Annotated in this window: 10 protein-coding genes and 1 rRNA gene; 5 read left to right on the top strand and 6 right to left on the bottom strand. The window is 61.4% G+C overall.

Annotated elements, in window-relative coordinates; genetic code table 11:
- Positions 1-48 precede the first annotated feature (48 nt).
- The 3 genes from AWX27_RS23065 to AWX27_RS23055 all read right to left on the bottom strand — a co-directional run bounded on the left by AWX27_RS23065 (position 49) and on the right by AWX27_RS23055 (position 6,410).
- Entirely contained in the window at positions 49-1,281 is a 1,233-nt protein-coding gene (locus AWX27_RS23065; protein WP_049204090.1) for a YncE family protein, read from the bottom strand.
- Positions 1,282-1,328: 47 nt separating this feature from the next.
- A complete protein-coding gene (locus AWX27_RS23060) occupies positions 1,329-4,238 on the bottom strand; it encodes a condensation domain-containing protein (protein ID WP_060425196.1) in 2,910 nt (969 codons plus the stop codon).
- Between the two features lie 78 nt (positions 4,239-4,316).
- Complete coding sequence (locus tag AWX27_RS23055) at positions 4,317-6,410, bottom strand: TonB-dependent receptor (RefSeq protein WP_025304960.1); 2,094 nt, start codon at positions 6,408-6,410, stop codon at positions 4,317-4,319.
- A gap of 535 nt (positions 6,411-6,945) precedes the next feature.
- Between AWX27_RS23055 and AWX27_RS23050 the strand changes: the two genes are divergently transcribed.
- Together AWX27_RS23050 and AWX27_RS23045 are read left to right on the top strand one after the other, a co-directional pair.
- Entirely contained in the window at positions 6,946-8,556 is a 1,611-nt protein-coding gene (locus AWX27_RS23050) for a condensation domain-containing protein (RefSeq protein ID WP_060425194.1), read from the top strand.
- Positions 8,557-8,620: 64 nt separating this feature from the next.
- On the top strand, positions 8,621-11,716 hold the full coding sequence (locus AWX27_RS23045; protein ID WP_060425192.1) for an amino acid adenylation domain-containing protein: 3,096 nt from the start codon (positions 8,621-8,623) through the stop codon (positions 11,714-11,716).
- Positions 11,717-11,758: 42 nt separating this feature from the next.
- Here the strand turns inward: AWX27_RS23045 and AWX27_RS23040 are convergent, their stop codons facing one another.
- Entirely contained in the window at positions 11,759-13,102 is a 1,344-nt protein-coding gene (locus tag AWX27_RS23040; RefSeq protein WP_060425190.1) for a condensation domain-containing protein, read from the bottom strand.
- Positions 13,103-13,376: 274 nt separating this feature from the next.
- The gene (gene gltP, locus AWX27_RS23035) at positions 13,377-14,693 is read right to left on the bottom strand and encodes a glutamate/aspartate:proton symporter GltP (RefSeq protein WP_015376334.1); all 1,317 of its coding nucleotides are present in this window, start codon (positions 14,691-14,693) and stop codon (positions 13,377-13,379) included.
- A gap of 900 nt (positions 14,694-15,593) precedes the next feature.
- Here gltP and acs point away from each other — a divergent pair.
- The 3 genes from acs to actP all read left to right on the top strand — a co-directional run bounded on the left by acs (position 15,594) and on the right by actP (position 19,613).
- Positions 15,594-17,552, top strand: a complete 1,959-nt coding sequence (gene acs, locus AWX27_RS23030; RefSeq protein WP_060425188.1) for an acetate--CoA ligase — start codon at positions 15,594-15,596, stop codon at positions 17,550-17,552.
- 91 nt (positions 17,553-17,643) lie between these two features.
- The gene (locus tag AWX27_RS23025; protein WP_004930047.1) at positions 17,644-17,955 is read left to right on the top strand and encodes a DUF485 domain-containing protein; all 312 of its coding nucleotides are present in this window, start codon (positions 17,644-17,646) and stop codon (positions 17,953-17,955) included.
- Entirely contained in the window at positions 17,952-19,613 is a 1,662-nt protein-coding gene (actP, locus tag AWX27_RS23020; protein ID WP_060425186.1) for a cation/acetate symporter ActP, read from the top strand. Before AWX27_RS23025 ends, actP begins: the two co-directional genes overlap by 4 nt.
- A 431-nt stretch (positions 19,614-20,044) precedes the next feature.
- Here the strand turns inward: actP and rrf are convergent.
- Positions 20,045-20,160 (bottom strand): 5S ribosomal RNA (rrf, locus tag AWX27_RS23015).
- Positions 20,161-20,317: the final 157 nt, after the last annotated feature.

Genomic DNA, 20,317 nt, shown 5'->3' with positions numbered 1-20,317 from the left:
CCAACGACAAAGGGCGCCGAGGCGCCCTTTTTTTATCTTTCCATTCCGTTACTTGGTATGCAGCTGAATGCGCACCACGCTTTCCGGCTTGCCGGCCTTGGTGGAAGCGCCGTCGTTTTTCACCGTCACGAACAGCGCGTCGCCTTTCGGATCCAACGCCAGGCTGTTAGGGTGCGGCGGCAGGTCTACGGTTTGCAGGCGCTTGAGCGTTTTGGCGTCGAACACCGTCAGCGTGCCGGCGCCATGATCCACGCGCACGCCTTTGCGGTTGGCGACATACAGCCGCTGGCTGCGCTCGTCGAGCAGCAGGCCGATCGGCACCTCATCCGTCAGCTCGCTGGCCAGCACCTTGCCGCTGTCCGCATCCAGCGCAAACACCCGATGGCCGCTGCTGCGCTTCACGTAGTCGTGCCCCAGATGATGGTTGCGGTAGTCGTCGCGATCGATGCCCTGATCGACGCCCAACAGGCGATTGCTTGCCGGGTCATACACCAGGTTCAGCAGCTGATCGGCCTGCACTTCATGCGTGGCGGTGATCGCCAGCGTGTCGGCGTTCAAGGTGATCACCTGCCCCTGCATGTTGGAGACGAACACCCGGCGGCCCTTCTCATCCAGCGTGATACCCACCGCGTTGTAGCCGAAGCCCGGGATCACTTTCTCCAGCTTGCCGGCCTTGGTATCGACCACGTACAGCACGCTGTCGACGCCGAAGCCCAGGCCCGGCAGGAACAGGCGGCCGCTTTGCGCGTCATACTTGAGCTCGCGGAGGCGGTACAGGTAGTCCTCGGTGATTTTAAACTTCTTCAGCTCCGCCAACAGGAAATCCAGACGCTTGCCGCTGATGCCCGCCTGCTTGTAAGCCTGCTCCAGCACCGCTTTGTCCAGCAGCTTGATGCTGCCCAGCGCGTGGTTGGTGGTGGTGTCCACCACCCCGACTTCGCCGTTGAAAGCCTGCGTCAGGTACAGGCGATTGCCCGCATCGTTCAGCGCCACGCCGAAGCCTTTCACCTGCAGCGGGATCTCCGCCTTGATCGCCAGGGTGTTGGGATCCAGCCGCAGCACGCGGGAGCGCGCCTCTTCCTTCCAGTCCGGCGCGCTGACGAACAGCGCCTGTTGCGAGGTGCTGTAGGCCATCTCCACCACCGTCGACGACAGCGCCTCGCGCTTGATGTCCTGCGGTTTGATGCCGACATCGTCCGCCTGCGCGGCGCCGGCGACCACCAGAGAGGCCGCCACCAGCAGCGACAGTAACGCGCGCGGGGTTGCTAGGGTTCCAGACATCCTTTTATCTCCTTGAAAATCATGCTTTCGGTTAGAGTGAAACAACGTCATGCCTGCGGCCCGGGCGGCAGCGCCGCCAGAGCGATATCGCCAGCGATGTGCTGCGCAAACTGGGTAAAGACGTGCTGAACGCCGTCGGCGATCAGATTGGCCTGCTCCCGGCTGTAGTGGTCCTGGCGGTAGGTCATCATCACCCGCAGGGATTTCTTCCCGGCCAAATCGTCTTCCATCACCTCAAACTGCAGGCCGAGCAGCGATTCGGCTTTCTCCGGCTCCACCTGACGGTAGGCGATCGCGCTGCCGTCCTGCAGCCGGAACTCGCCGTTCAGCTTGATGCGGCTGTGGATCTGGATAAACACTTCAAACATGTGGTTCTTGCGGTCGGCATCCACGCCGAACAGCCCTTCCTCCACCAGATCGATCGGAATATCGGTGTACGGCAGCGAGCCATTGATGGTGTTTTTCACCTGGCTGACCAACCCGGCCACCGTCAGCCCCTCGTCGAAGCGCACTCGGTGCACCACTACGGTGGTGAAGTAGCCGACGGTATCGAAGAACTCGGCGTCGTTACGGCCGGAGGTCGAGGTGCCCACCAGCAGATCCGCCGGGCCGCCGAGCAGGCGCAGCGCCGAGGTAATCCCGGCATACACCACGTTGAACAGCGAAGCGTTGTTGCGGCGGGCGAGCTGATACAGGCCTTCCGCCACGGCAGGATCGACCTCGAACTCCAGCCAGCCGCCGTTGACGTCCGCCGGTGCCGGCACCGCCGGATGGGTGGACGCTTCTTGCCGGAAGATCGGCTGGCCGACCGGCGCACCGCGCAGCGCGTCGAGCCAGTAGTCCAGATGCTGCTGCTGCACCCCGGAGGCCCGCTGCTGCCGGGCGAAGGTGTGGAACTGCGGCGGTTGCCCGCTCCACTGCGGCGCCTGGCCGACGACGCGATGGCGATAGGCGACGCCCAGCTCATCCATCATCAGGTTGAGCGACCATTCATCCAGCACCACATGGTGGAACAGCAGCGACAGCAGCTGTTGGCCGTTGTCCGCATCGCGCAGCAGCGTGACGCGCAGCGGCAGCTCGGCGGCCAGATCGAACCGGTGCTGGCCTGCATCGGCCAACAGGGCGGCGGCGTTGCCCGCCGGCGTCTCGTGGGAGAAGCGGAACCACGAGTAGTCCGCAAGTTCGGCAGTCGGCACCACCACCTGCACCACCTCGCCCTGCTGCTCGACGAAGCGTGAACGCAGCACGGTATGGCGAGTCATGACGTCGATAAACGCCTGACGCAGCGCCGTTTCATCCACCGCATCGAAGAAGCGCAGAGAGAACGGCAGGTTGAAAATCTCGTCATGGCCGAAGGCTTCATACACCTTCCACAGCGATTCCTGCGCCAGCGACAGCGGCGCCTGCGCGCGATCATGATCGTCGGCGGTGGCCACCGCGGCATTCGGCTGCGCGACGTTCAGGCGTTTGGCGTAGCCCGCCAACCCGCGCGCCGTCGGATGGCTGAACAGATCGTTAATGTTGATTTCGATCTGATGCAGGCTGAGCAAACGGCCGATCACCCGGGTGGCGACCAGCGAATGGCCGCCGCGATCGAAGAAGTCTTCATCCAGGGTCATTTCCGGCGCCACCAGCGCCTCACGGAACTCCTGCAAAATCAGCGGTGCAACGCTTTCGTCCGCGTCGCCGTTCGTCGCCGGCGCGGCCATCGACGGGGAAGCGGCCTCAGCCGCCGGCAAGGCGACGGCAATCCGCTGCCCGGCCAGGAACGCGCTGAACTGCTCCAGCAGGAAAGGCGCCACATGGGGAGACAGGCGCGGGTCGGTGACCAGCTCCAGCGTCAGCGTTTCTGCCTCCGGCAACCCCAGCAGCAGCGCCAGTTCAAACGGCGTATGCAGCGGCGGCAGCAACAGGCGTTCGGCGTGAACGCCTTCCAGCCGCCACTCTGCGGCCAGATCGTCGCGCCAGGCCACCAGCAGCTGCGCCCGTTGCGAGTCCGGCTGTTCAGCCACGGCCTGCGCCAGCAGCTGCTGCCCGATGTCGCCCTCGCCATGCTGCACGGTCAGGCGCATCAGCGGCGCCGCCGTCAGGCCAAGCTCCAGGCCGACGAACTCCGCCGTTTCTGCGGCCGGCACGCACAGCTGCACCGCTTGGCCGCCGGCCTGCGCGGCGACGAACTCGGCAAACCGTGCCGCCACCGCCGCCAGCAAGGCCCGCGGCGTGTCGTTGGCGGGCAACAGCGAGCGATCAATGCGCGTGACCACGCGCGAGCCCACCGGCGGCAACGCTTCAGCGCGCTGCGCCGGGCTGCGGTAATCCTGCAGCGAGACGGCCTGGCGCACCCACGGCAGCTGCGGCTCCGGGGTTTCCGCCAGCTCGACCGGCGCCACCGCGAAAGGCAGAGGCATCACATCCCCGTTATAACGGGCGGACAGCATCGCCGGCAGGTGGCGCCACGGCAGCGTTTCCGCCAGGATGTCATGCAAGACCACGCCCAAAATCACGTCATCGCCCGGCATGAGCAACAGCAGGCAGCGCAGCGGCGCTTCGTTTTCCAGTTCAAACGGCACCGCCTGCGCCTGCAGCAGGCAACCCATGGCGTGTTGTTCGTCCGCCACCTGACGAAGGCTCACCGGCAACGGCGCCGAGCCGGCGGGGCGTTTCACCAGACCGTTTTCGTCATCAAAAACGTAGCGCACGTCCACGCCAGGCGTTTCCCGCACCAGCGCCTGCAGCGCCGCCGTCACCCGGGCGATATCCACGTCCCCCGTCAGGCGCCAGGCCAACGCCCGCTGCCCGCGTGCGTCACCCTGCTGCAGATGGGCGAACCACGCCCGCTCTTCGGCTTCGCTTACCGGCCGTTCGCCGTCCGCCGACGCCGCGCCCAGCGCCTGAAACGCGCTCTCCAGCCGCTGGGCCTCTTCATCGCTCAGAATGCTGTCAAAATCACCGATCACTGCGTTATCTCCTTTGCCCGGCCGTGCCGGGATAGCGCATAAAAAGGGGGACATTCGTCCCCCGTCATCGCGATAGCGTTAGAAATTCAGCTCAACTGCTGCGCCGACCAAGCGGCCTCGCTGAAGAGTCGCCGTGTAGATGTCGTTGCTTCTGACCATCTCGCGGCGGTCTGAATCAAACAGGTTTTTCGCATACAGCGTGGCGCGACCGTAGTCGAAGGTGTAAGCCAGCTGGGCGTTGGCCGTCCAATAGGAGCCGATGCGCCCGCGCGAGTCGTTGTCGTATTGCGAATAGTAGGAGTCGGTAAATGCCACGTTGCTACTCAGCTCCCACCCTTTCAGGAACTGATATTTAGCACCCATGTTGGCGGTGTAAGCCGGTGCGCGCGCCAGCTCATGCCCTTCCACGCCGCTGCCCGAGAACTTCTTGATGTCGGTTTTCAGCAGGCCGAGGTTGCCGAACAGCTCGAAGTCCCAACGCGGCTGCCAGGTGGCACCGATTTCCGCGCCGTAGGTTTCCACCTTGTCGGCGTTACGGATCACGCTGGAGTTCTCACCCAACGAATAAGGCAGCTGCATATCCTTGTAATCGTTGTAGAAGATGTTACCCGTCAGCACCACGTTGGCGTCTTTCAGGTGATGGCGGGTGTACAGCTCGTAGTTCCAGACATACTCGGAACCATAGGTATAGCTGACCACCGGCGTACCGATCGTGATGCCGCCGCCGCCGGCGTTATAGCCGCGGGCGATCTTGGCGCCGTAGGTTTGGGTATCCGTCGGTTTCCAGGCCACGTCCAGCTTCGGCAAGAACACCGTGTAGGTTTCGTCGAAGTCGATGCGCACCGCCTGGCTGCCGCCGTCGCGGCGACGGTGTTCGCGTTCCAGACGGCTGGCGGCGGTCACGTCCACCTGCGGCGTCAGCGCATAGGTCAGCTCGGCGAACGCCGAATGGGTATCGGTTTTATCTTTGAAGGTCGATCCGCCGAAGATGTTGACGAACTCATCCTGCGTGCCGTGGAAATAACGCAGCCCCGCCAGCCCGTGCAGGCGGCTGTCCGCGCCGCCGAAGCGCACCACCGGTTCTACGTGAACTTCCTGGCCGTCGATCTCGGCGTATTGGATGTTGTAAGCGGTCGGCCGATTGATATTGAAATCGGTATAGATAACGCGGTTTTCAAACGTCAGCGCATCGGAGGCCTCCCAGGCCAGATCCCAGATGGTGCTGTTCATGTTGCTTTTGAACACAGCGCGGCGCGGATCGTGACGCGGATTGGTCGGGTGCGGCTGCGGGTTGAGGCTTTCGTTCTGTGGCGCGGTGCTGCCAAAGTGGTTAAAGGTCAGCTTGGTGGTCAGATCGCGCAGGCCGGCCGGATTGAACAACAGCTTGGCACGGGCAGTGGTGGCTTCCACTTCGCGCGGGTCGCCCACTGGCGCATAGGCCGGCAGATCGGCCTCGCTGCGGCGGCGCTGGCGATCGACGCTGACGCGGAACGCCAGTTGATCTTCCACCAGCGGGCCAGACGCCATGGCCGCCAGCTGTGAAGAGTGCTGGTTACCGGCCCCACCCTTGAAGGCGCTTTCCCACTCGAAGGTCGGATCTTTACTGGCCATGACGATGGCGCCGGCGATGGCGTTGCGCCCCTGGATGTAGCTTTGCGGGCCGAGGAACACTTCGACGCGATCCAGATCCCACAGCGACTGCGGGCCGAACGCCTGTTCGTTATAGGTCAGCGAACGGCCGTCCAACGACAGATTGAGGCGCGGGCGGGTGCCGCTGAGGAAGGCGTTGGCGCCGACGTTCGGGCCGGAGCCGTCGATGCCGCGCACGGTCGGCAGTTCGTTGCCGATGCCCAGATCCACCACGTTGGGGGTCATGCGCAGCAGATCGGGGATCTGCACCGCGTCGGGCATCGAGGCGATGCGGTTGCTGTCGAACACCTGCACGCTGGAACCGGTGTCGAAAATGGAACGTTTGATCTTCTCACCGGTGACCAGCAGCGTTTCCGCGTCCTGGTAGGTTTCGTTGCTCTTGGTTTCCGCCGCGTTGACGTTACCGATCGCCAGTGAACATACCCCTAAAAATACGGAGGAAAACGCCCCAATGGCTTTCAACCCCGCTTTTTCCCCGTTTCCTACGCTTTCATGCCGTTGAGCCGCAAAATGCTTGCCCATAGATGTCTTCTCCTTTCATCCCAGAGGTGCACAAAATTTGATTTTTTTTTACACAACCTACATCGACACTCACACAGACCATGACGCTACGGCCTTCCCGGCCTTTCTGTTGCTTATCCCTGCGGCAAACCCATGCCTTGCGCGGCCGAACGGGCGCGGCCCCGTCCACGGCCAAGCCGCCGGCGGAGCGGCCGGCGGCTTGTATAAAAACGTAAAATAATGTTAAGAATGATAATATTTTGCATTTTCTAATGCAAATCATTATCAACAAAGGTGTGAGGAAAGCCGCGATAACAGACAGAAAACCTTATACTTTCGCAGGTAAAACAGGCGCTGCAATAACAAGCAATCATTACAATGCTAAGAATAATATAGATAAATTATTCACACCCAACGATACGCCCGTCCGCCCTCGCTAAAACCCCTTATAGATAGCACCCTCGCGTCAAATGGATTAAATAATAATAATTTTCATTCCTATTAACATTTGGATATATTCTTGCAGTCTCGTTGGCTGAATCAAAATGGATACCCGATGAAAGCTTTGACCACGATGCAGGCCGCCTATTGGGTAGGCCGACAGTCCGCTCCTCCCCTCGGCGGCATGGCCGCCCACCTGTATGCGGAATTCGACGGCGGCGAGCTGGATCTCGCCCGACTGCGCCAGGCCGTCGATGCGCTGTACCTGCGTCATCCGCTGTTACGCCTGCGCATTACCGATGATGGCCGGCAGACGATCGCGCCTCCCGGCCCCCGGCACACCTTGCATCTCGACGACTGGCGGCACGCCGATACAGCGACGCTGGCAGCCGCGCTCGCCGCCAAACGCCAGGCAAAAAGTACCCAGCTGCTGCCGCTGGAACAGGGCGTGCCCTGCGATATCAGCCTGAGCCTGTTGCCGGAAGGGCGCAGCCGCCTGCATGTCGATCTCGATATGATCGCCGGCGATGCCATGAGCTTTCGCCTGTTGATGGAAGATCTGACGGCGTTTTATCACCAGTGCCCACCGGTACCCTCCCATGACGCGCCGCCGGCCTACTTCGATCACCTCGCACAACGTGACGCCGACGAGGCGCTGCGCCAGCGGCGCGAACGCGGCCAGCGTTGGTGGCGTGAGCGCCTGGCGCAGGTGCCACCGGCGCCGCGCCTGCTGCGCACGCCGGACCGCTGCCGCAGCGATCGCCTGGCCATACAGCTGGACGCAGAGGAAAGCCGCGCGCTGGAGAACGTCGCCAAACGGCACCACACCTCGCTCTCGACGCTGTTTCTCGCACTGTTCGCCCTGGCCGTCGGCCAGGGGTGGAACATGACGCGCTTCCGGCTCAACGTGCCGCTGTTCCACCGCGAGAGCGAACGGGAGGACGCGCATCGCCTCATCGGCGATTTCTCTAACCTGGTGCTGCTCGGCGTGGAGCTGAACCCGACGGAAAACCTGAGCGCCTTCTGCCGGCGCCTGATGACCCAGCTGGCGGAGCTGATCGAGCATGCGGATTACCCCGGCGTGAGCGTGATGCGCGATCTGTCGCGCCTGCACGGCAGCCTGCAGCCTTCGCCGGTGGTGTTTACCGCCGGTTTCGGCATCCGCGGCAAGACGCTGTTTTCCGAACGGGTCACTGACACCTTCGGCCGTCTCGGCTGGGTCATCTCTCAGGGGCCGCAGGTGGCGCTGGATGCACAGGTCGCCCACGTCGACGACGGCATTCTGATCAACTGGGACGTGCGGCTCGACGCGTTCCCCGAGCAGGTGCTGCCACGCCTGCTGGCCTGTTACCGGGCGCTGCTGCACCTGGCCGCGCGGCAAACGGCGGCGTTCGATCGCCCGCTGTCGCAGCTGCTGGCGCAATGCACGCCCGACGCGCTGGCGCAGCAGGCGCCGGTGCGCCAGGTGCTGCATCGGCTGCTGGCGCGGGTGGCCCCCGAGGCCGGCTTGCGCGACCACGACGATATCCGCCGCTTGGCCTTGCCGGATGCCGGGGTGAACGCGCTGCTGACGGTGCTCAACAAGTATCTGGCGGCGGGGCTGACGGCGCAGGATCTGGCGGCGCATTCCTCCCCTGCGGCGCTGGCGGCATTGATCTGCCAACGCTCGCCCGAGGCAGGAAGGCATGCGAAAACGCTGCTCGCCGCGCTGGCGCCGCAGCACTGAGATCGGTTTCCGGGCGCGCGGCGCCCGGCTCGTTTTAATCGGTTAGCGACTATAGGGAAGTACCATGGAGACACCATTAACCGCACTGCAGCAGGCCTATCTTCTGGGCCGCAGCGATCGATGGCCGCTGGGCGGCGTGGCGATGCACGACTTTCGCGAATACCGCGCCCGGCAGCTGGACGTACCGCGCCTTGAAGCGCGCCTGACCGAGCTGGTACAGCATTACCCGGCGTTGCGCACCTGCATCGATGTGCAGCGCGGCACGCAGCACGTACGCCCGGAGGTGACGCTGCATCTGGATCGCCACGATCTGCGCGCCCTTGATGGCGAAGCGGCGCAGCGCCAGGTTGAACAGCTGCGCGCGCGTTACTCCCACCAGCGCCACGATCCGAGCCAACCGCTGTGGCGCATCGCCGTGATCCAACTTGCCGAACAGCAGGATCCGACGGGATCGCCGTACGATACGCTGATCCTCACCAGCTTCGATGCGTTGATCCTCGACGGCCAGGGGATCTCCACCGTGATCGCGCGCCTGTTTGACGATCGCCCTCTGGCGCCGACCGCCGCTGCGCTGCCGCCCCCTGCTGCACCTGCGGCGCAGCGCCAGGCCGATGCCGCCTACTGGCGCGACAAGCTGCAGGATGTCACCACCCCGTCAGCGTTACCGTGGCGCGCCCCGCTCGCCAATCTCACTTCGTCGCGCTATCGCCGCGCCACCCTGACGCTGCCGCGCGATACGATAAAACAGCTCGGCCGCCTGGGATCGCCACATGCGCTGCTGCGTAACAGCCTGCTGTCGGCGCTGATCCTCGATACGCTGGCCCACTGGACCACCGACGGCGAGCTGTGCGTCGGCGTGCCGGTGGCATTCCCCGCCGCCGACGGTGCACTGGGCAACGCCTCCAGCTTCGTAGCGGTACGCTATTCGCGCCACGGCGAAGATTTTATCCAGCGCGCACAAGCCTTGCAGGACGACGTGCTCGGCGCACTCGACCACCTGACGTTTTCCGGCGTCGATCTGGCGCGGCAGTTGCTCGGCCAAAGCCAGGGCGGCCCGGCGCTGCCGGTGATCCTGACCAACTGTCTGGGCTGGGAGACGCTGCCGGCCGAGGCGCCGGTGCGCTTCCACGACGGCCTGACCCAAACGCCGCAGGTCGCCATCGACATTCGCCTGACGCTGGACAGCGAAAAAAACCTGCAGCTGTGCGTGGACTACGCCGAGCAGGCGCTGCACGGTGAACAGGTAGAAGCCATGCTGGCGGCATTGCAGCGACGCATCCTGCACAGCTGCCAACGGGCCGACCTGGCGATCGCGCCGCGGGACTTCATCGATCTGGCGCATTATCGCCACAACGACAGCGAAGCGAATTACGCACCTTATCCTTATCTGGCACAGCTGGCCGAGCGGCTGTTCGGCGCGCAAGGCGGCGGCAACGCGCTGATCTGCGGCGAACAGACGCTGACCTACCGCGAGCTGGGCCAGCGGATCGCCACGGCGATCGCCAATCTGCAGAGCCGCGGCGTGCAGCCGGGCAACGTGGTCGCGCTGTATCTGCCGCGCAGCCCGGAACAGATCATCTTCAGCCTCGCCTGCGCCCTGCAGGGCGTGATCTGGGTGCCTGTCGATATCAACTCGCCGCCGGAACGCACCGCCTATCTGCTGGAGAACTGCCGACCGACGCTGGTGGTGCACGGCGGCGATCTGGAGACGCCGATCGGCGTGACGCCGGCGACCCTGCTGGCGCCGACGGATCGCGCGCCTGCGCTGCCGAATGAGCAGACGCTGGTTGAACGCAGCGCCAGCCAGGCCGCGAGCTACTACCTGTATACCTCCGGCACCACCGGTAAGCCCAAATGCGTGGTGCTCAACAACCGCGCCACCGCCAACGTCGTCCACCAGACCCAGCAGCGCTGGGCGGTCACCGCCGACGACGTCTTCATTTCCGTCACGCCGCCGCACCATGACATGTCAATGTTCGATCTGTTCGGTTCGCTGTGCGCCGGCGCCACGCTGGTGCTGCCGGCGCCGCATCAGGAAAAGGACGCCATCAGCTGGAACCAGCTGGTGGAAAAGCACCGGGTTAGTCTGTGGTGTTCGGTGCCCGCGATTCTGGAGATGCTGCTCACCTGCAAAACGGCCGACAGCCTGCGTTCGCTGCGCCTGGTGGCGCAAGGCGGCGACTACATCAAGCCGGCGACGGTACAAACCCTGCGTACCCTGCGCCCGGATCTCGCGCTGTTCTCGCTCGGCGGGCCAACCGAAACCACCATCTGGAGCATCTGGCACCCGATCGCCCCGCAGGAAAACGGCACCGTGCCTTACGGCCGCCCGCTGCCGGCCAACCGCTACTTCATCTGCCATGACGACGGCAGCCACTGCCCGGCCGGCGTGGTCGGCCGCATCCATACCGCCGGGATCAACCTGGCGTTGGGCTACCTGGAGCAGGGGGAGCTGAAGCAGCACGATTTCGTTACCCTCGAAGGGCCGGATGGGCAACCGCTGCGCGCTTTTCGCACCGGCGATCAGGGCTACTACCGGGCGGACGGCAACATCATGTTCGCCACCCGGGTGAACGGCTATGTGAAGATCCGCGGCGTGCGCGTCTCGTTGCCGGAAATCGAAGACGTGCTGCGCCGCCATCCGGCGATCCAGGACATGGTGGTGGTGGATTACCCCAGCGGAGAGAACAACGAGGCGGCGCTCGGTGCCCTGTATCTGACCCGCGACGGCAAACCGCTGCCGCTGTCCGAGATCCGCGCCTTCGCCACCGGCTATCTGCCCTGTACCCATATTCCGACACGCTTTATCCATGCCGAGGCGCTGCCGCTGTCCGCCAACGGCAAAACCGACCGCCATCGCATCCGTGCCGACCTGAGCCACCAGCAAACCGCGCCGGCGCTGAACGCCTGTGCGGCCCCGCCGCCGAACGCGCCTTTGGCGCGCAGCGCAGAGATCCTGACCATTTACTGGCAGGCGATCGGCGTGGCACCGCGCCCGGAATGGGGAGAAGAGACGGCATTTATCGCCATGGGGCTGAAGCTGCCGCATATCAAACAGGTGGCGGAACGCCTCAATGACGCTTTCGGTACCCGGCTGGTGAGCAGTTCGCTCCTGCCGTGCAAGAACGCGCGCGAAGTGGCGGCGTTGTTGGCCAACTGAAACCACACCACTCGGGCGGGGACATCCCCCGCCCGCATTTTATCAGACGGGCAACGCCGTCAGGGCCGCCAGCGGCTGCTCCCAGGCTTCCCGCTGCAGCGCGCGCAACAGGAATTCCTGCAGCGCCTCGCCATAGTCCAGCGCATCCTCCGTCGGGAACTGCTCCAGATAAATATCGATATCCACCTGCAGATCGCGGGCGTCGGTGCGGCCGCGATAAGTCAGGTTAAAACCGTCGCCCGAGCCGCCGGCCAATACGCGGCGGGTGCCGCTACAGCCGACAAAACGAGGCGCATCGAAGGGTTGCACGTTGATGAAGGGGGAAATAAAGAAGCGCGAGTCAGGATCCACACCGCGATCGGCGGCCAGTTGGCGCAGGCGGTAGCCGGCGTGGCTGCGCAGCTCGCGCAGCTGCTGCGTCAGAGTGGTGAGAAAGCCCCCCAGCGTCTCCGCTTGCGGCGGTGACACCAGCAGCGGCAGGGTGTTGACCGCCAACGAAGGCACGTTGGTGGCGGCCTGCCCTCGGCGATTCATCGCCGGCATCCACATCGGCAACGCCTCGCCCTGCCGGGTGTCGCGGGGCATCACCTGAAATAGCCAGGCCGCCGACAGCGCCACCAGCAAGTCGGGCCAATTGATGCCGCTGCGCTCCGCCAGCTGCGCCAGTCGTTGCGATACCGCCGCCGGCAGCCGGTGGTGGGTGCTCAGACGCCGCACGCCATAGGCCTCACCGCCCTTGCGCACCGTCGGCAGCGCCTGCGACGGCGGCAGATAGCTCTGCCAAAAGCGCCGATCGCGCTCGCATCGCTCAGAACCCGCGTAGGCCAGCTCAGCCTGTTGAAAGGCGTCGAAGGCGCCCAGAGGCATGCCCGCGCTACCTTCACCCAGATAGTGTGCATACAACGCGGCGCAGCGGTGTTCAATTAGCGCCATACCGAAACCATCAACCAGAATATGGTGCGCACGTACGTACCAGAGGTAGCGCTCCGGCCCCAGCTTGATCAGCCAGGCGGCGGCTAACGGCTCGCAGTGCAGCGCCCGGCGCTGCGCGATATCTTCGCGCATCAGGTTTTGCGCCGCCTGCCAGGGATCGCCGTGCGTTTGCAGATCGATGCGTTGCAATGGCGGTATACGCTGTGGATCGTGCCGTAACGGCGGAGGAGAGTCGCCATGCCGCTCGCCAAAGCGCAGGGCAAACGCCTGCGTCTCGGCGAGGGTGGCGGCGATCGCCCGGCAGAGCGTCTCTTCCTCTACCGCGCCGCACAGTTCGGTGCAGTGTGCGACGGTGGACAGGGTCTGCCCGGGGTGCAAGGTGTGTTCTTCCCAGAAATCAAGCTGCGCTGGCGCCAGCGGCAACCATTCAGAGGCCAAAGCGGTGTCCGACATGTTACCTACCTTTGATAAGCCCGAATAAAGACGCCGAACGGGCGTAACCCGCCGTTCAACGGCTTTTGCGTGTCTCCATACATCATCAAATGAAAATGATAATAACATCTATTATCATTTCTATTAATTTGGTAACACTTTAGATTCTGTTAAGCGGGGATGCAAGTCGCGCAGTGGGGACGGAGAAAAGAAAGTGGCGGAGAGAAGACGGCTAAAAACAAAACGCCCCGGCACAGCTGCCCGGGGCGTTTTTAACGTCGGCGACGCTCGGTGATTAGGCCTGATTGGCCGGCTTCACCTTCTGCGCCAGAAACTCCGTTTCGTAGGCCAGCGCCTTCTTGCGATCGAACTGGTGCTCCCACTTGGCGATCACCAGCACCGCCAGCGCGTTACCCACGACGTTCAGCGCGGTGCGCGCCATATCCAGGATACGGTCCACGCCGGCGATGAACGCCAGGCCTTCCAACGGAATACCGACGCTGCCCAGCGTGGCCAGCAGCACCACGAACGAGACGCCCGGCACGCCGGCGATCCCTTTCGAGGTGACCATCAGCGTCAGCACCAGCACGATCTCCTGCCCCAACGACAGCTCGATGCCGTACAGCTGGGCGATAAAGATAGCGGCAATGCTCTGGTACAGCGTCGAGCCATCCAGGTTAAAGGAGTAGCCGGTCGGCACCACGAAGCTGGTGATCGACTTGGGCGCGCCGTAGGCCTCCATCTTTTCGATGATGCGCGGCAGCACCGTTTCCGAGCTGGCGGTGGAATAAGCCAGGATCAGTTCGTCTTTCAGGATACGGATCAACGTCCAGATGCGCAGGTTGCACAGCCGGGCGACAGCCCCCAGCACCACCAGGGCGAAGAACGCGATGGCGAAGTACACCAGCACCACCAGCTTGGCCAGCGGCAGCAGCGAGGCGAAACCGAAGTTGGCTACCGTGACCGCAATCAGGCCAAACACCCCGATCGGCGCATAGCGCATGATCATGTGGGTGACTTTGAACATGCTCTCGGACACCGCCTTGAACACCTTCAGCAGCGGCTCTTTGGTCTCTTTCGGCAACGACGACAGCCCCAGACCGAACAGCACCGAGAAGAAGATAATCGGCAGCATGTCGCCCTTGGCCATCGACGAGAAGACGTTCGACGGGATCAGCGACAGAATGGTCGCCACCAGACTGTGCGAACCGCTTTGCACCTGTTCGGTGGTTTTCTCATACTGCGAAATGTCCACCGTGGTCAGCGTCGACATATCGATGCCGTGGCCGGGTTGGAATACGTTGGCCAGCGTCAACCCCACCACGATGGCAACGGTGGTGATCACTTCGAAGTAAATAATGGTTTTCAATCCGATGCGGCCCAGCTTTTTCGCATCGCCCACGCCGGCAATACCGACGATCAGCGTGGAAATAACGATCGGTACCACAATCATCTTGATCAGGCGAATAAAGATATCACCCGCCGGGCTGAGAATATTGCTGACCAGCCACTCACGAGATTCTGTCTGGTTGTGCAATACCGCGCCAACAATAATACCCAGCACCAACGCGATCAGGATTTGCCAAGCCAGGCTAATTTTTACACTTTTCATACCCAAAAAGTCCTCAAAGACTCTTTTCGCCGTACAAAGTCGCAACACGGAGAAAAGAATACTTAATCATTTATTACAGGCTTATGTTAATTCAGTGGAAGCGTTCACCTGCCCTGGGTGCGACGCAGTATAAATCTGTATCATCCGGGCGGCATGCTCTGCAAGCCTTGATTTGTCAGGGTTGAGCGCTGAATCGAATAACAAAAATTTCGCGTTACTATTTCAAATGGCATAATTGCTTGTTATTAAAAACATAATTTCTCATGCAATGAAGCACATAACCGCGCCGACGACGTTTTTTTGAACGCCATTAAAATGCGTTATTTTTCGCCCATTCTGCATATTTAATCCGCATCAAATGTTTATATTTTGTTACGTAAAAGTCAAATAAATGAGAATTGACCGAGTGACATTTTCGACCATAAATGCAGCACCGCTTTATATTTAGCTTAAAAATCGAGCGATGGCGCAGAGTGAATCCCCTAGGATATCACCCGACCTTTCATCAGGAATTAAAGGTTAATAAAACGTTATTTCACGGCGTGCCGTCCATCGTTATATCGCGTTAATATCAACTTCGAATATTAATAGCGAAAAATAATCCAAAAAGATTTATAGCGTGAAATAACGCAGGCCTTTCCCACGCGATTAATCACGAGGCAAACAGTCTCGTCTTTTTTTATTCTTTTTTGTTCTTTAGATAAGTGTTTTTGGCTAAAAACGCGGGTTTATGATGAATTAAACGCCAAAGAGATAGATACGTCCTGCAAATGCGACAGAACTATTACAAATCAATATCTTTGTTGCGTGATCTGCCGCGCAAAAAAGAAACAAAGAATCGTAGCAAACTATACTTAACCTTCAGTTGACATATCATTAACAACTTCAAGGAGAAAAGCTATGAGCCAACTGCATAAACACGCTATTCCTTCTGCAATTGCAGAGCGCGCCCTGATTAATCCGGCACAATACCAACAGTATTATCAACAGTCGGTTCAAGACCCAGAGGCTTTCTGGGGTGAGCATGGCAAAATCCTGGACTGGATCAAACCCTATACCAAAGTTAAAAACACGTCGTTCGATCCCGGCCACGTCAGCATTCGTTGGTTTGAAGACGGCACGCTGAACCTGTCTGCCAACTGTCTGGACCGCCATCTGGCTGAGCGCGGCGACCAGACCGCCATTATCTGGGAAGGCGATGACCCGACCCAATCCAAGAACGTGACTTACAAACAGCTGCACCATGACGTCTGCCAGTTCGCCAACGTGCTGAAAAAGCTCGGCGTGAAAAAAGGCGACGTGGTGGCTATCTATATGCCGATGGTGCCGGAAGCGGCGGTCGCGATGCTGGCCTGTGCGCGCATCGGCGCCGTACATTCGGTGATCTTCGGCGGCTTCTCGCCGGAAGCGGTCGCCGGACGCATTATCGACTCCAACGCCAAACTGGTCATTACCGCCGATGAAGGCCTGCGCGCCGGCCGCGCCGTGCCGCTGAAAAAGAACGTCGACGATGCGCTGAAAAATCCCGGCGTGGTCAGCGTGGACAACGTGGTGGTATTCCAACGCACCGGCAAACCGGGTTACTGGCAGGAAGGGCGCGATCTGTGGTGGCATGAACTTACCCAGGGCGTCTCCGCCGACTGCCCGCCGGAAGAAGTGAACGCCGAGGACCCGCTGTTTATCCTGTATACCTCCGGCTCGACCGGCAAGCCGAAAGGCGTGCTGCACACCACCGGCGGCTACCTGGTGTACGCTGCGATGACCTTTAAGTATGTGTTCGACTACCACGACGGCGACATTTATTGGTGCACCGCCGACGTGGGCTGGGTCACCGGCCACAGCTATCTGCTGTACGGCCCGCTGGCCTGCGGCGCCACCACGCTGATGTTCGAAGGCGTGCCTAACTATCCAGGCGTCAATCGCCTGTCGCAGGTGATCGACAAACACCAGGTCAACATTCTGTATACCGCGCCGACCGCCATTCGCGCCCTGATGGCCGAAGGCGACAAGGCGATCGAGGGCACCCGACGCGATTCGCTGCGCATCATGGGCTCGGTCGGCGAGCCGATCAACCCGGAAGCCTGGGAGTGGTATTACAACAAGATAGGCAACGCAAAGTGCCCGATCGTCGATACCTGGTGGCAAACCGAAACCGGCGGCTTCATGATTACCCCGCTGCCGGGCGCTACCGAGCTGAAGGCCGGTTCCGCCACGCGGCCTTTCTTCGGCGTACAGCCGGCGCTGGTCGATAACGTCGGCACACCGCAGGAAGGCGCCTGCGAAGGCAACCTGGTGATCGTCGACTCCTGGCCGGGCCAGGCGCGTACCCTGTTTGGCGATCATGACCGCTTCGAGCAAACCTACTTCTCGACCTTCAAAGGCATGTACTTCAGCGGTGACGGCGCCCGCCGCGACGAGGACGGTTACTACTGGATCACCGGCCGCGTCGACGACGTGCTGAACGTCTCCGGCCACCGTCTGGGCACCGCCGAGATCGAGTCTGCGCTGGTATCGCACCCGAAAATCGCCGAAGCGGCGGTGGTCGGCATTCCTCACAACATCAAAGGCCAGGCGATCTACGCCTACATCACGCTGAATCACGGCGAAGAACCGACGCCGGAGCTCTATACCGAAGTGCGCAACTGGGTGCGTAAAGAGATAGGGCCGATCGCCACGCCGGACGTGCTGCACTGGACAGATTCGCTGCCCAAAACGCGCTCCGGCAAGATCATGCGGCGTATCCTGCGCAAAATTGCCGCCGGCGACACCAGCAACCTGGGGGATACCTCCACGCTGGCGGATCCGGCCGTAGTCGACAAGCTGTTGGAAGAAAAACAATCAATGAAAGTGCCGTCATAATTTACGCCGCTTCAGGCCGCTCATTCGGATAACGCGCCGTTGAGCGGCCCTGGCGCGGCGTACTCTATCAATACCTACTGGAGACACTCTGATGAATGACACCATTTATCAAGGGATTGAAGAAAACCCGCGCTTTAAAGAGCTGGTGAGAAAACGCGGCCGGTTCGCCTGGCTGCTTTCGCTGATTACGCTGGCGCTGTACGTCGGCTTTATTCTGTTGATCGCCTTCGATCCGCAATGGCTCGGCACGCCGATCGCCGCCGGATCGACCATCACCCGCGGGATCCCGGTCGGCGTCGGGCTGATCGTGATCTCTTTCGTCTTGACCGGGATCTACGTGTTTCGCGCCAACGGCGAGTTCGATCGCCTCACCGCAGAAATCCTGCGTGAGGTGAAACAATGAAGCGTTTATGCTCCGCCCTTTCCGCCGCCGCGTTGCTGTTGCTGCCCGGTCTGGCTCATGCCGACGCCATCGGCGGCGAAGTGCATCGTCAACCGCTGAACATCCAGGCGATCGTGATGTTTATCCTGTTTGTCGGCGCCACCCTGTACATCACCTACTGGGCGTCCAAACGCACCCGTTCCCGCCAGGACTACTACACCGCGGGTGGGCGCATCACCGGCCTGCAAAACGGCCTGGCGATCGCCGGCGACTTCATGTCCGCCGCCTCGTTCCTCGGCATCTCCGCCCTGGTTTACACCTCGGGTTATGATGGCCTGATCTATTCCATCGGCTTCCTCATCGGCTGGCCGATCATTCTGTTCCTGATCGCGGAGCGCCTGCGCAACCTCGGCCGTTATACCTTTGCCGATGTTGCCTCTTACCGTCTGCAGCAGAAACCGATCCGCACCCTGTCGGCCTGCGGCTCATTGGTGGTAGTCGCGCTGTATCTGATCGCGCAGATGGTCGGCGCCGGCAAGCTGATCCAGCTGCTGTTCGGGCTCAACTACCACGTGGCGGTGATCCTGGTCGGTATCCTGATGGTGTTGTACGTGCTGTTCGGCGGCATGCTGGCCACCACCTGGGTGCAAATCATCAAGGCGGTGCTGCTGCTGGCCGGCGCCAGCTTTATGGCGCTGATGGTGATGAAGTCGGTCAACTTCGACTTCAATACCCTGTTCGCCGAAGCGGTGAAGGTGCATCCGAAAGGCATCGCCATCATGAGCCCTGGCGGCCTGGTCTCCGATCCGATTTCTGCGCTGTCGCTCGGCCTGGCGCTGATGTTCGGCACCGCCGGTCTGCCGCACATCCTGATGCGCTTCTTCACCGTGAGTGACGCCAAAGAAGCGCGCAAGAGCGTGTTCTACGCCACCGGTTTTATCGGTTACTTCTATATCCTGACCTTTATCATCGGCTTCGGCGCCATCTTGCTGGTCAGCGCCAATCCGGCGTTCAAAGACGCCACCGGCGCGCTGCTGGGCGGCACCAACATGGCGGCGGTGCACCTGGCCAATGCCGTTGGCGGCAACTTCTTCCTCGGCTTTATCTCGGCGGTGGCCTTCGCCACCATTCTGGCGGTCGTTGCAGGCCTGACGCTGGCCGGCGCCTCGGCCGTTTCCCACGACCTGTACGCCAGCGTGATGAAAAACGGCAAGGCGACCGAGCGCGATGAGCTGAAGGTCTCCAAGATCACCGTCGTGGTGCTCGGCCTGGTCGCTATCGCGCTGGGGATTTTGTTCGAGAAGCAGAACATCGCCTTTATGGTCGGATTGGCGTTCTCGATCGCCGCCAGCTGTAACTTCCCTATCATCATCCTGTCGATGTACTGGTCGCGTTTGACCACTCGCGGCGCAATGATTGGCGGCTGGCTGGGCCTGCTGACGGCGGTGATTCTGATGATCCTCGGCCCGACGATCTGGGTGCAGATCCTCGGCCATGAAAAGCCGATTTACCCGTATGAATATCCGGCGCTGTTCTCGATGATCGTGGCCTTTGTCGGTACCTGGCTATTCTCGATCACCGACGGCTCGCTGGCCGGGCAGCAGGAGCGGGAACGCTTCCGGGCTCAGTTTGTCCGTTCGCAAACCGGGCTGGGCATCTCTCAAGGCAGCTCGCATTAACCGAATAATAAGTGAAAAAAGCAAACACACCCTAATCAAAGGCCCTTCGGGGCCTTTTCTCTGGCTGTTTATCGGAGAGAAGCAGGGAAAAGCAGCGCAGCGTAGCTGCGCTTTTTTGCATTTTACGCATAGCAAAAAGCCCTGAACGTCAGTTCAGGGCTTTCGGCTTGGTTTGATGCCTGGCAGTTTATGGCGGGCGTCCTGCCCGCCCCCCTTCGGGCCGTTGCTTCGCAACGTTCAAATCCGCTCCCGGCGGATTTGTCCTACACAATTCGTCTCATCCTGAGACTCTCCCCTCCGGGGCCGCCGCACGCGGCGTTAAGGCCCGTTCCCGACGGGCCTTTCGCATGCCCATGCTCGTGCAGAACGCCAGATAACAGACAAAACAAAAAGCCCCATGCTTTCGCATGAGGCTTGTTGTTTTATTTGATGCCTGGCAGTGTCCTACTCTCGCATGGGGAGACCCCACACTACCATCGGCGCTACGGCGTTTCACTTCTGAGTTCGGCATGGGGTCAGGTGGGACCACCGCGCTATTGCCGCCAGGCAAATTCGTTTTATTCCAACCGCGCCACTCTCGTGTCGCCATCAGAACCAATCTCGGAACTTCGCTGAAAATCTCTCTAAAAACACCTTCGGTGTTGTAAGGTTAAGCCTCACGGATCATTAGTACTGGTTAGCTCAATGCATCGCTGCACTTACAC

It is taken from the genome of Serratia sp. 2880STDY5682894 (assembly GCF_001537385.1).
GTDB lineage: Bacteria > Pseudomonadota > Gammaproteobacteria > Enterobacterales > Enterobacteriaceae > Serratia > Serratia nevei.
The sequence above is the reverse complement of the archived record's forward strand: the minus strand, read 5'-3'. Positions and strand labels throughout refer to the sequence as shown.

What these genes read in the sequence shown, in the direction of transcription:
- AWX27_RS23065 (WP_049204090.1), bottom strand. Translation starts at nt 1,281, where the DNA reads ATGTCTGGAACCCTAGCAACCCCGCGCGCGTTACTGTCGCTGCTGGTG.
- AWX27_RS23055 (WP_025304960.1), bottom strand. Translation starts at nt 6,410, where the DNA reads ATGGGCAAGCATTTTGCGGCTCAACGGCATGAAAGCGTAGGAAACGGG.
- AWX27_RS23050 (WP_060425194.1), top strand. Translation starts at nt 6,946, where the DNA reads ATGAAAGCTTTGACCACGATGCAGGCCGCCTATTGGGTAGGCCGACAG.
- AWX27_RS23045 (WP_060425192.1), top strand. Translation starts at nt 8,621, where the DNA reads ATGGAGACACCATTAACCGCACTGCAGCAGGCCTATCTTCTGGGCCGC.
- AWX27_RS23040 (WP_060425190.1), bottom strand. Translation starts at nt 13,102, where the DNA reads ATGTCGGACACCGCTTTGGCCTCTGAATGGTTGCCGCTGGCGCCAGCG.
- gltP (WP_015376334.1), bottom strand. Translation starts at nt 14,693, where the DNA reads ATGAAAAGTGTAAAAATTAGCCTGGCTTGGCAAATCCTGATCGCGTTG.
- acs (WP_060425188.1), top strand. Translation starts at nt 15,594, where the DNA reads ATGAGCCAACTGCATAAACACGCTATTCCTTCTGCAATTGCAGAGCGC.
- AWX27_RS23025 (WP_004930047.1), top strand. Translation starts at nt 17,644, where the DNA reads ATGAATGACACCATTTATCAAGGGATTGAAGAAAACCCGCGCTTTAAA.
- actP (WP_060425186.1), top strand. Translation starts at nt 17,952, where the DNA reads ATGAAGCGTTTATGCTCCGCCCTTTCCGCCGCCGCGTTGCTGTTGCTG.